General features: G+C 72.8%; 13 protein-coding genes. 6 read left to right on the top strand and 7 right to left on the bottom strand.

Translation table 11 applies throughout. From position 1 onward, the window contains the following. From BJF79_RS61055 to BJF79_RS22020, 5 genes are all read left to right on the top strand, one after another. Positions 1–309, top strand: a 309-nt coding sequence (locus BJF79_RS61055; RefSeq protein WP_262402394.1) for a phosphopantetheine-binding protein, incomplete at its 5' end; no start/stop codon positions are given. Positions 310–482: 173 nt separating this feature from the next. Beyond that, on the top strand, positions 483–1,241 hold the full coding sequence (locus BJF79_RS22035) for an ABC transporter substrate-binding protein (protein ID WP_075900103.1): 759 nt from the start codon (positions 483–485) through the stop codon (positions 1,239–1,241). A 252-nt stretch (positions 1,242–1,493) separates the two neighbouring features. Further along, on the top strand, positions 1,494–1,658 hold the full coding sequence (locus tag BJF79_RS65745; RefSeq protein WP_316043411.1) for a SidA/IucD/PvdA family monooxygenase: 165 nt from the start codon (positions 1,494–1,496) through the stop codon (positions 1,656–1,658). Next, the gene (locus tag BJF79_RS22025; RefSeq protein ID WP_316043410.1) at positions 1,601–2,776 is read left to right on the top strand and encodes a lysine N(6)-hydroxylase/L-ornithine N(5)-oxygenase family protein; all 1,176 of its coding nucleotides are present in this window, start codon (positions 1,601–1,603) and stop codon (positions 2,774–2,776) included. The genes BJF79_RS65745 and BJF79_RS22025 overlap by 58 nt, the downstream gene beginning before the upstream one ends. Then, positions 2,776–2,973: an MbtH family protein gene (locus tag BJF79_RS22020; protein ID WP_075900101.1), complete on the top strand. Its 198-nt coding sequence runs from the start codon at positions 2,776–2,778 to the stop codon at positions 2,971–2,973. The genes BJF79_RS22025 and BJF79_RS22020 overlap by 1 nt, the downstream gene beginning before the upstream one ends. A gap of 58 nt (positions 2,974–3,031) precedes the next feature. Here BJF79_RS22020 and BJF79_RS22015 read toward each other — a convergent pair whose 3' ends face one another. Next, complete coding sequence (locus tag BJF79_RS22015) at positions 3,032–4,036, bottom strand: alpha/beta hydrolase family esterase (RefSeq protein ID WP_075900099.1); 1,005 nt, start codon at positions 4,034–4,036, stop codon at positions 3,032–3,034. Positions 4,037–4,379: 343 nt separating this feature from the next. On the opposite strand from BJF79_RS22015, the gene BJF79_RS22010 reads away from it, so the two are divergent. Beyond that, complete coding sequence (locus BJF79_RS22010; protein ID WP_262402393.1) at positions 4,380–6,029, top strand: long-chain fatty acid--CoA ligase; 1,650 nt, start codon at positions 4,380–4,382, stop codon at positions 6,027–6,029. Positions 6,030–6,092: 63 nt separating this feature from the next. On the opposite strand, the gene BJF79_RS22005 is transcribed toward BJF79_RS22010, so the two are convergent. Genes BJF79_RS22005 through mtlA form a run of 6 tightly spaced genes read right to left on the bottom strand, consistent with a single transcriptional unit; the run spans position 6,093 to position 10,258 of the window. Beyond that, positions 6,093–6,854 (bottom strand): DeoR/GlpR family DNA-binding transcription regulator, encoded by a 762-nt coding sequence (locus BJF79_RS22005; protein WP_075900096.1) that lies wholly within the window; start codon positions 6,852–6,854, stop codon positions 6,093–6,095. 35 nt (positions 6,855–6,889) lie between these two features. Continuing rightward, positions 6,890–7,186, bottom strand: coding sequence for an HPr family phosphocarrier protein (locus BJF79_RS22000; RefSeq protein WP_075900094.1), 297 nt, complete (start codon positions 7,184–7,186; stop codon positions 6,890–6,892). A 19-nt stretch (positions 7,187–7,205) separates the two neighbouring features. Continuing rightward, complete coding sequence (locus tag BJF79_RS21995) at positions 7,206–8,246, bottom strand: zinc-dependent dehydrogenase (protein WP_075900092.1); 1,041 nt, start codon at positions 8,244–8,246, stop codon at positions 7,206–7,208. Then, positions 8,243–8,746 (bottom strand): PTS sugar transporter subunit IIA, encoded by a 504-nt coding sequence (locus BJF79_RS21990; protein WP_083733653.1) that lies wholly within the window; start codon positions 8,744–8,746, stop codon positions 8,243–8,245. The genes BJF79_RS21995 and BJF79_RS21990 overlap by 4 nt, the downstream gene beginning before the upstream one ends. Further along, on the bottom strand, positions 8,739–9,038 hold the full coding sequence (locus tag BJF79_RS21985; RefSeq protein ID WP_075900088.1) for a PTS lactose transporter subunit IIB: 300 nt from the start codon (positions 9,036–9,038) through the stop codon (positions 8,739–8,741). Before BJF79_RS21985 ends, BJF79_RS21990 begins: the two co-directional genes overlap by 8 nt. Beyond that, on the bottom strand, positions 9,035–10,258 hold the full coding sequence (gene mtlA / locus BJF79_RS21980; protein WP_075900086.1) for a PTS mannitol transporter subunit IICB: 1,224 nt from the start codon (positions 10,256–10,258) through the stop codon (positions 9,035–9,037). The genes BJF79_RS21985 and mtlA overlap by 4 nt, the downstream gene beginning before the upstream one ends. Between the last annotated feature and the right edge of the window lie 67 nt (positions 10,259–10,325).

Here is a 10,325-nt window from a genome sequence, read left to right as displayed (position 1 = left end):
TCGTCGCGGTGCTGGAGCGGTCGCCGCCGACCCGGACGTCCGGGTCGCCGCGCTGCCCGCGCCCGCCACCGGCCCGGCCGTCCAGGCCACCACCGGACCGGCCGGGGCCCGCCCGGACGTCCCGTCCCGGCGCGGCCGACGGCGCGCGGGGGAGCGGACCTGCGGGACGCGCTGTGCCGCCTCTTCGCCGACGAGCTGGGCGTCCCGCAGGTGGGACCGGACGACGACTTCTTCGACCTCGGCGGCATTCGCTGCTCGCCATGCGCCTCGTACGGCGGATCAGGAAGGAGACCGGACACGAATCCGTGAAGATCGCGACGCTGATGGCGGCGCCGAGCGTGGCCGCACTGCTGGCCCGTCCGGAACTGGCCACGGGGCAGTGAGGGCGGTCATAGCGGCCAGGCCATTGCGTGGTTAGGTTTGCCTAACCTAAGATCTTTCGACGGTAAACCCCCAGGAAAGTGGAAGGACACCGGTCCCCTATGCGCAACATGATGCGGCGGCTGGCCGTCGCGGGCGCGCTCGTCCTCGGCCTGAGCATGACGGCCGCGTGCGGCGACGACGAACCCGCCCAGGAATCGTCCGGCGCCGCCGGCGGAGCCTTCCCGGTCACGATCACCCACAAGCTCGGGAAGACGACCATCGAGTCGGAGCCCGAGCGCATCGTCACCCTCGGCGAGGTCGACCAGGACACGCTCCTGGCCCTCGGCGTCACGCCCGTGGGGATGACGGAGCTGACCGGTGTCCAGGAGGACGGCTTCGCCCCGTGGACCACGCCGAAGCTCACGGGGGAGAAGCCGAAGCTGCTGACGGCCGGCGAGGCCGGATTCAACCTGGAGCAGATCGCGGCGCTGCGCCCCGACCTGATCCTCGCGGGCGGCGACTTCTGGATCGACAAGGAGTACGAGAAGCTCTCCCAGCTCGCGCCGACCGTCGCCTACCAGACCGGTCCCGCCGAGGACACCTGGCAGCAGATCACCGTGCAGGCCGCCACGGCCGTCGGCCGCAAGGCCGACGGCGAGAAGCTCGTCGCGGACGTCGAGGCGAAGATCGCCGCGGTGAAGACCGAGCACCCCGAACTCGAAGGCAAGGGCGTCGCGTTCACCAGCGTCATGCCGTCCGGGAACATCGCCGTGATGAAGTCCAAGGACGACACCAGCGTCAAGCTGCTGAACCAGTTCGGCATGACGTGCCCGAGCCGCTCGCGAAGCTGCCCGGTGAGGGATTCGCCGCCGAGCTGAGCATGGAGAAGCTGGCCGTCCTCGACGTCACGTCCTGGTCAGCCACTACAACGACGACCCCGCGACGCAGAAGAAGTTCGAGGAGAGCGACCTGTTCTCCAGCCTCGACGTCGTCAAGCGCGGCTCCTACGTCCCGATCGACCTGCAGGAGTTCTGGACGCTGCGGACCCCGACGCCGCTGGCCGTCCCGTACCTCATCGACAACGTCGTCCCGAAGATCGCCGGAGCGGCCGCGAAGGCCGAGTCCGCCTGATGCCGGAGGAGCGTATGCAGACCCTCGTCCATGACGTCGTGGGCGTCGGGTTCGGGCCCTCCAACCTGGCGCTCGCAGTGGCGCTGGAGGAGGAGCACGGACCGGCGTGGACGCCGTGTTCTTCGAACGACAGGCCGAGTTCGGCTGGCACAAGGGAATGCTGATCGACGGCGCCACCATGCAGGTCCACTTCCTGAAGGACCTGGTGTCGCTGCGCAACCCGTCCAGCCGCTTCTCGTTCCTGTCCTACCTGCACGGCAAGGGCCGCCTGGTCGACTTCGTCAACCACAAGACGATGTTCCCGACCCGGGCGGAGTTCCACGACTACCTGGAATGGACGGCGGCCGCGTTCGCCGGCCGGGTCCGCTACCGCTCCGAAGTCGTCGCGCTGAAGCCGCACGACGACGCGACCCTCGCGGTCGTCGTGCGGCGCGACGACGAGCTCGAGACGCACCTCGCGCGCAACGTCGTCATCGGCGCCGGGCTCGAACCCGTCCTGCCCGACGGGATACGGGCAGGCGAGCGGATCTGGCACAGCGAGGACCTGCTGACCCGGCTCGGGGAGCGGCCCGGCTGGGACCCGCGCCGCGTCGTCGTGGTCGGCGCCGGGCAGAGCGCCGCCGAGGCCGTCGAGTACATCCACCGGACGTACCCGAACACCGAGGTGTGCGCGGTGTTCGCCCGGTACGGGTACTCGCCCGCGGACGACAGCTCGTTCGCCAACCGCATCTTCGACCCGGAGGCCGTCGAGCACTACTACGCGGCGCCGGACGAGGTGAAGCGGATGCTGATGGACTACTCCCGCAACACCAACTACTCCGTCGTGGACCTCGACCTCATCGACGAGCTGTACCGCCGCGCGTACGCGGAGAAGGTCGCGGGCGTGCAGCGGCTGCGGATCCTCAACGTCTCGCGCGTCCTGGACGTGCGCGACGACCCGGACGCCGTGCGGATGCGGGTCGGGTTCCTGCCGACCGGGGAGACCTCCGACCTGGAAGCCGACGCGGTCGTCTACGCGACCGGCTACCGCGAACGCGACCCGTTCGCGCTGCTCGGCGAGGCCGCCCGGTTCTGCGTGACCGGCCCGGACGGCCGCCTGGCGATGGAACGCGACTACCGCGTCGCCACCGAGCCCGGCCGCGACTGGAACGTCTACCTGCAGGGCGCCACCGAGCACAGCCACGGCATCGCGTCGTCCCTGCTGTCCATGACGGCGGTGCGCACCGGCGACATCGTCCGGTCGATCGCCCGCCGTTCCGCGCCCGTCGCCCAGGAGGTCTGATGTCCAACCCGTTCGACGACCCGGACGGCACGTTCCTCGTCCTGGTCAACGACGAGGGCCAGCACTCGCTGTGGCCCGCGTTCGCCGACGTGCCGGGCGGCTGGACGGTCGCGTTCGGCCCCGCCGCCCGTCCCGAGTGCGTCGAGCACGTCACGGAGAACTGGACGGACATCCGCCCGCGCTCCCTGGCGGGCTGACGGGCCGGGGGCCGGGTCGGGCGGTCCGCGGCGCGAGGGACCGCCCGCCCCGGCCCGTTCAGGCGGCGGGCAGGGACGGCCGGGCGTCGAAGAACGACGCGATCATCCCGCTCGCGAACGACGGCCATTTGTGCCCGCCCCGCTGGATCGTGCACAGCGCGACCCGGACGGGGCCGGGGGCCGTGCCGACGCAGCCGTCCGGGGCGTCCGGCAGCGGCCACGACATCGCGGTGAGGCCGCCGATCCACCGCCAGAACTCCATCAGGAGCCGCACGGGCAGGAACGGGAACTTCACGTCGGCGTCCAGGTTGCCGCCGCCGTAGTACGGGACGGACGGGTCCCATGTCCCGTGGAAGGCCAGCACCGAGATCGGCCGTTCGGGGGTGCAGCCGATGGCGAGCGCCCCCGACACGACGGCGACCCCGGCGACCCGTCCGGCGCGCTCGCACGCGTACCGGTAGGCCATCCCGCCGCCGTTGGAGAACCCGGTGAGGAACACCCGGCGGCGGTCCGCGACGCCCTGCTCGACGAGCGTGTCGATGAGCCGGTCGAGGAACGCGACGTCGTCGACGCCGGCCCAGCGCGCGAACCAGCAGCAGGCCCCCGCGTTCCACGTGCCGAGGAGGCCCTTCGGGTAGGCGACGGCGTAGCCCTGGGCGTCCGCGACGGCGTCGAGGCCGCTCTGCTCCCGGACGTACTGCGGATCGTTGAGGCCGCCGTGCAGCGCGACGATGAGCGGGAGCGGCTCGCCGTCCGCCCGGTCCGGCGGGACGTGCAGGAGGTAGGGGCGGTCCCAGTCGCCCATGGCGATGGTGTGCTCGGTCGTGCCGGACGGGCTCGGCGCGGGCGAGCCCGCCGACGGTGCGGCCGACGGCGTCGCGGTGTGCGTTTCGGAGGCGGGCGTCGGGGACGTGGGCGTCGAAGGCGGGGACGTCGAGGGCGGGGCGGTCGTGCTCGCGGACGGGGTCTCGTCCGCTGCCGCCCCGGCGGGCTGGGGGTGGGCGGCGGTCATCGCGAGCATCAGTGCCGCGGTGACCGCCGCCGCCCGCGCGGCGATCTTCATGACTCTTGATCAAACGCCCCGGCCCGGTCCCGGCGATACATCACCGGCCACAGAAAAACCGGGCGGGCTTTGGTCGCCGGGCACAGTCTCGGCGGGGACGGCGCCTCCGGCCTTGCCTACCGACCGGTTGGTATGGTCTGCTCAGCGGGTGCTCGACGCCCTCCGTCCGCCCCTGTCCGGGCGCGGGACCCGGACGGGACGAGCCGCCCCGACGCCCGATCATTGACGGCCCGGCGGTCGCGTACCTAAGGTGAACCGACCGGTCGGTATGTGACCGGCGCTACACAAAACGACCGTTCGCCGGCGCTTCCCCCCGCGCCCGTGCGTCCCCCGGAGAATTGTCATGATCCAGAGCACGATGCAGGACTTCCCCCTGTCGGTCGCCGCGATCCTGCGGCACGGGGCGCGCGTCTACGGGCGCAGCGAGTGCGTGACGTGGACCGGCGGCGGGACGCCGAAGCGGGCCACCTTCGCCGAGGTCGCCGCGAACGCCGAACGGCTGGCGGCGGCCCTCACCCGGCTGGGGGTGCGCGCGGGCGACCGCGTCGCCACGTTCCAGTGGAACAACCAGGAGCACCTGGAGGCGTACTTCGCGGTGCCCGCCATGGGCGCCGTGCTGCACACGCTCAACATCCGGTTGTTCCCCGAGCAGCTCTCGCACATCATCAACCACGCCGACGACCAGGTCGTGATCGTCGACGACAGCCTCGTCCCCCTCCTCGCCCGCGTCGTGCACGAACTTCCCGCCGTGGAGGCGTTCGTGGTGGTCGGCGACGGCGACGCGGCGGCGCTCGAACGCAACGGCAACGGCGCGCCCGTGCTGCGCTACCACGACCTGCTCGCCGCCGAGGAGCCCGGCTTCGCGTGGCCCGACGTGGACGAGCGCGCCGCCGCGTGCATGTGCTACACCAGCGGCACCACCGGCGACCCCAAGGGCGTCGTGTACTCGCACCGGTCCACGTTCCTGCACGCGATGGCCGTCCAGTCGGCGTCGCTCGTCGGCATCACCGAGGCCGACCGGGTGCTGGCGATCGTCCCGATGTTCCACGTCAACGCGTGGGGCCTGCCGTACGGGGCGTTCCTGTCCGGCGCGACGCTGCACATGCCCGGCCCGTTCATGCAGGCCGAGCACCTGACGGCGTTCGTCGAGGCCGAGCGCAGCACGCTCGCCTCCGCCGTCCCGACGATCTGGAACGCGATCCTCGCGCACGGCGAGCAGCGCGAACTCGACCTGTCGTCGCTGCGGTCCGGCACGTCCGGCGGCGCCGCCGCGCCCCGCGTCCTGCTGGAACGCTTCGAGGAGCGCTACGGCCTGCGGATCATCCAGGGCTGGGGGATGACCGAGACGAGCCCGCTCGGCGGCATGGCGTTCCCGCCGCCCGGCGTCGAGCCCGGCACCGCCGAGGACGTCGACTGGCGGATGAAGTCGGGCCGCATCGCCGCCGGGGTCGAGATGCGGATCGTGGACGCCGACGGCGCGGACCTGCCCTGGGACGGCGAGAGCGTCGGCGAGATCGAGGTCCGCGGCCCCTGGATCACCGGCGCCTACCACCGCGACCCGGCGCCGGAGAAGTTCCACGACGGCTGGCTGCGCACCGGCGACATCGGCACGATCGACGAGCGCGGCTTCTACCAGATCACCGACCGGGTCAAGGACGTCATCAAGTCCGGCGGCGAGTGGATCTCCTCCGTCGAGCTGGAGAACCACCTGATGGCCCACCCGGCGGTCGCCGAGGCCGCCGTCATCGGGATCCCGGACGCCCGCTGGGACGAGCGCCCGCTCGCCTGCGTCGTCCTGCGTCCGGACGCGTCCGCGACCGCCGCCGAGCTGGCGGCGTTCCTCGGCGACAAGGTCGCCCGCTGGCAGGTCCCGGAAAACTGGACCTTCATGGACGAAATCCCCAAAACCACGGTCGGGAAGTGGGACAAGAAGCCGCTGCGGGCCCGCCACGCCGAATCGGAACTGAAGGTGGAGCGCGTAGAGAAGAGCTGAAGGCTCCGCCCCCGTGCCCGGCCGTCCCCGAGACGGCCGGGCACGCGGCTGCCGGGTGCAGGGTCAGGCGCGGATGATTTCGGGGCCCGCCGCGGCGAGGTCGGCGGCGAGGTCGGTGTCCAGGCCGGTGTCGGTGATCAGGACGTCCATGTCGGACACGTCCCCGAAGCGCACCAGATGGTCGTGCCCGATCTTGGTGTGGTCGGTGAGCAGCACCCGCCGCCGCGACGAGGCGAGCATCGCCCGCTTCACCGCGGCCTCCGCCTGATCGGACGTGGTCAGGCCGCGCTCCACCGAGCAGCCGTTCGTCGCCATGAACGCCACGTCGACCCACAGGTCCGCGAGGGGCCGCAGCACCCAATCGTCCACCGTGGCCAGGGTCCGGCCGCGCACCCGCCCGCCCAGGATGATCACCGTGAGGTTCGGGCGGGCGGCGAGCACGGCGGCGTGCGGCGGCGAGTTGACGATCACGGTCAGCTCCCGGTCGGCCGGCAGCAGCTGGACGAAACGGGCGGTGGTCGTCCCCGCGTCCACGATGATCGACCCCTCGGCGGGCAGCTCGGCCAGCGCGGCCTTCGCGATCCGCTGCTTCTCCTCGGTCATCACCGCGTCCCGGGCGGCCAGTTCGGGTTCGAAGCCGAGCCGTTCGACCGGCATCGCGCCGCCGTGCACCCGCCGGATCGTCCCGGCCCGCTCCAGCACCGTCAGGTCGCGGCGGATCGTCTCGGTCGTCACCGAGAACTCCTCGGCGAGCGCGACGACGTCCACCCGTCCCTTCGAGCGGGCCAGGGCAAGGATCGCCTGCTGTCGTTCCTCGGCGTACATGCCCGCCATTGTCCCCGGCCCGCCCGGCGGCCGTGTCAGGGAGCGGCGCCCGACGGGGCGCCGGGTTCCGCGTCGAGGTCGCGGGCCAGCAGCGCGGCCAGCTCGTCCAGGACGGCGTCGGCGCCGTCGCCGTCCGCCGACAGGGTCACCTGCGCGCCCGGCCCGGCGCCCAGCGACAGCACCCCCAGCAGCCCCCCGGCCGGGACCGGGGCGCGGTCCCCGAACCGGATGAACACCGCGACGGGCTGCCGCGCCGCCTCCTGCACGAAGATCTTCGCCGGGCGGGCGTGCAGGCCCTGCGCCGAGCCGAGGACCACGGTCCGTTCGGGCATCGCCGTACTTCCTTCCCGTTCAGGGTTCGATGGTCACCTTGATGGCGGCGCCCCGGGTGACCAGGTCGAGGGCCTCGTGCAGGTCGTCCAGGGGCAGCCGGTGCGTGATCAGGTCGTCGACCGGGACGGCACCGGAACCGATCAGCTCCAGCGCGCGGGCGTTGTGCGCGGGGCTGGAGCCGTTCGCGCCGACCAGGCTCAGCTCCCGGTAGTGCACCCGGTTCGCGTCGACGGAGACGACCGGCGCGTCCTTCGGCAGCCCGCCGAAGAGGCTGACCCGCCCGCCGGGCGCCACCAGCCGCTGCGCCGTCTCCTGCGCCGCACCCGACGCGGCCGCGGTGATCGCGACGTCCGCGCCGCGCCCGCCCGTCCGGTCGAGGATCTCGGCGACGGCGTCGGACGAGCCCGCGTCGATCGCCGCGTCCGGCTTGACCACCGCCGCCGCCCGCTCCAGCCGTTCGGCGTTGACCTCGACGAGGAACACCCGGGCCGCGCCGCGCGCCCGCGCCACCCGCACGTGCAGGCACCCCACCGGGCCGGACCCGAACACCACCGCGTCGTCGCCCTCGCCGACCCGCGCCAGTTCCTGCCCGTTGAGGACGCACGCGAGCGGCTCGGCCACCGACGCCTCGGCGAACGACACGCCGTCCGGGATCCGGTGCACGCCGTCCACCGCGAGCACCTTCGCCGGGACGATCATGTACTGGGCGAACGCGCCGTCGTAGTGGTAGCCCATCGACTCCTGCGCGGAGCACACCGTCATGCGGCCGCGGCGGCACTCGGCGCACGTCCCGCACGGGATCGCGGCGATGACCTGGACGCGGTCGCCCGCCGCCCAGCCGTCCGCGCCGGGCCCGGCCGCGGCGACCTCCCCGGCGATCTCGTGCCCCATCACCCGCGGCGGGACGATGTGGTGGTGCCCGAACTTGGAGATCTTCACGTCCGTCCCGCAGGCGGAGCAGTTCCGCACGCGGATCTTCAGCTCGCCCGGGCCGGGTTCCGGTTCGGGCGCGTCCTCCAGGCGGATGTCCCCGGGGGCGTGGAAACGGGCTACCTTCATCCGGTCTGTTCCTGTTCTTCGAGTCGGTCGTCTTCGGTCGTTGCGCCCGCGCCCGCCGGGTCCAGCAGGCGCAGGACGTCCTCGGGGGCCGCGGCCCCGCGGAGCGCGCGGGCCCGGTCCGGGTCGAGCAGCACCTCGGCGAGCTCGGCGAGGATCCCGATGTGGCCGTCCCCGCGCGCGGCGATCGCGATGCACACGGTGACCGCCGGGCCGTCCCAGTCGACGCCGTCCGGGAAGCGGACGACGGCGAGGGCGTCGCGGTGGACGAGATCGCGGCCCGCGGCCGTCCCGTGCGGGATCGCCACGCCCTCCCCGAGATGGGTGGAGATCGAGCGTTCCCGTTCGAGCATCGCGTCGACGTAGCCGGGCTCGACCGCACCGGCGTCCACGAGCATCCGCCCGCAGAGCCGGACGGCCTCGTCGCGGTCCGCGGCCCGCGCGTCCAGCCGGATCGCGGCCGGGTCCAGCAGCCGCGCCGGGCCGGCGGCCGGTTCAGCCACCGACCTCACCGCCGTCCTTGATCGCCTTGACGAGCCGGTCGACGGCCGGGTCGCCGAGGTAGACCTCGAACGGGATCACCGGCGCGTCGCCGGCGCCCCGGCGGGCCCGCGCGGCGAGCCCGCTGTGGCAGACGACCACGTCGGCGTCGCCGGGGATCGAGTCGACGGGCGTGTGCTCGACCGTCACGTTCTGCTTCTTCAGCGACTTGCGGAGATGGCCGGCGAGCATGACGCTGCTGCCCATCCCGGCGTCGCAGGCGATCACGAGCTTGCGGACGTCCTTGCCGTTCATCGTGGGCTCCCCTCGGTGGGACGGTCGTTCGTGGCCGGATTCGTGGCCGGGGTCGCGGCCGGGGCGGTCTCGGGCACCGCGGTCTCGTCCGCGTCCCCGGCGTCCTTCGTGTCTTCGGTGTCCTTCGTGGCGTCGTCGTCGCCGGACCCGCCGGAGTCGTCGGGGTCGGCGAGGCGGCCGAAGCCGAGCAGCGCGGCGCCGACCCCGAAGGAGACGGCGGCGGAGGCGAGCAGGCCGCCGTACACGCCGAACCAGTTGCCGACGCCGCGCGGCGTCTGCGCGAGGTAGGCGAAGATGCTGCCCGGCGACGGGGACGCGACGAGGCCGACGCCGGTCGCCGTGAAGATCGCCACGCCGGTCATGCCCCCGGCGACGGCCGCCAGGATCATGCGCGGCTTCATCAGGATGTACGGGAAGTAGATCTCGTGGATGCCGCCGAAGAACTGGATGATGGCGGCGGCGGGGACGCTCGGGCGCAGCCGCTTCGGGCCGAAGAACAGGTACGCGAGCAGCACGCCGATGCCCGGCCCGGGGTTCGACTCGATCATGAACAGGACGGACTTGCCGGTGGCGGCGGCCTGCTGGATGCCGAGCGGGGTGAGCACCCCGTGGTTGACGGCGTTGTTGAGGAACAGCACCTTCGCGGGCTCGACCAGCAGCGACGTCAGCGGCAGCAGGTTGTTGTCGACGAGCCAGCCGACGGCGTCCCCGGCCCATCCGGACACGGTGTTCATCACCGGGCCGATCACGGCGCGCCCGGCGACGGCCATGGCGGCGGCGATGATCCCGGCGGAGAAGTTGTCCACCAGCATCTCGAACCCGGTGCGGACGCGGTCCTGCACCAGGTCGTCGAACAGCTTCAGCAGGTACGCGGTGAGCGGGCCGGTGATCATCGCGCCGAGGAACATCGGGACGTCCGCGCCGACGGCGATGCCGACGGTGGCGACGGCGCCGACCACGGCGCCGCGCTGCCCGTGCACCATCCGGCCGCCGGTGTAGCCGATCAGCACCGGCAGCAGCATCTTGATCATCGGGTCGACGAGCTCGGCCAGTTCCTCGTTGGGCAGCCAGCCGGTCGGGATGAACAGCGCGGTGATCAGGCCCCACGCGATGAACGCGCCGATGTTGGGCATCACCATCCCGGCCAGCTTGCCGCCGAACCGCTGGACGGTCGCGCGGAGCCCGCCGCCCGTGGGCTCGGGGGTGTAGTCGGTGGCCATCGCGGCCTCCTGTCGATCGGGGGTGGGGTGGGTCCCGGCGGCCGGGCGACGGGGTCAGGCGAGCAGG

The sequence above is a fragment of the Actinomadura sp. CNU-125 genome (assembly GCF_001942465.1).
Taxonomy (GTDB): Bacteria; Actinomycetota; Actinomycetes; order Streptosporangiales; family Streptosporangiaceae; genus Spirillospora.
The sequence above is the reverse complement of the archived record's forward strand: the minus strand, read 5'-3'. Positions and strand labels throughout refer to the sequence as shown.

What these genes read in the sequence shown, in the direction of transcription:
- BJF79_RS22035 (WP_075900103.1), top strand. Translation starts at nt 483, where the DNA reads ATGCGCAACATGATGCGGCGGCTGGCCGTCGCGGGCGCGCTCGTCCTC.
- BJF79_RS65745 (WP_316043411.1), top strand. Translation starts at nt 1,494, where the DNA reads ATGCCGGAGGAGCGTATGCAGACCCTCGTCCATGACGTCGTGGGCGTC.
- BJF79_RS22020 (WP_075900101.1), top strand. Translation starts at nt 2,776, where the DNA reads ATGTCCAACCCGTTCGACGACCCGGACGGCACGTTCCTCGTCCTGGTC.
- BJF79_RS22015 (WP_075900099.1), bottom strand. Translation starts at nt 4,036, where the DNA reads ATGAAGATCGCCGCGCGGGCGGCGGCGGTCACCGCGGCACTGATGCTC.
- BJF79_RS22010 (WP_262402393.1), top strand. Translation starts at nt 4,380, where the DNA reads ATGATCCAGAGCACGATGCAGGACTTCCCCCTGTCGGTCGCCGCGATC.
- BJF79_RS22005 (WP_075900096.1), bottom strand. Translation starts at nt 6,854, where the DNA reads ATGTACGCCGAGGAACGACAGCAGGCGATCCTTGCCCTGGCCCGCTCG.
- BJF79_RS22000 (WP_075900094.1), bottom strand. Translation starts at nt 7,186, where the DNA reads ATGCCCGAACGGACCGTGGTCCTCGGCTCGGCGCAGGGCCTGCACGCC.
- BJF79_RS21995 (WP_075900092.1), bottom strand. Translation starts at nt 8,246, where the DNA reads ATGAAGGTAGCCCGTTTCCACGCCCCCGGGGACATCCGCCTGGAGGAC.
- BJF79_RS21985 (WP_075900088.1), bottom strand. Translation starts at nt 9,038, where the DNA reads ATGAACGGCAAGGACGTCCGCAAGCTCGTGATCGCCTGCGACGCCGGG.
- mtlA (WP_075900086.1), bottom strand. Translation starts at nt 10,258, where the DNA reads ATGGCCACCGACTACACCCCCGAGCCCACGGGCGGCGGGCTCCGCGCG.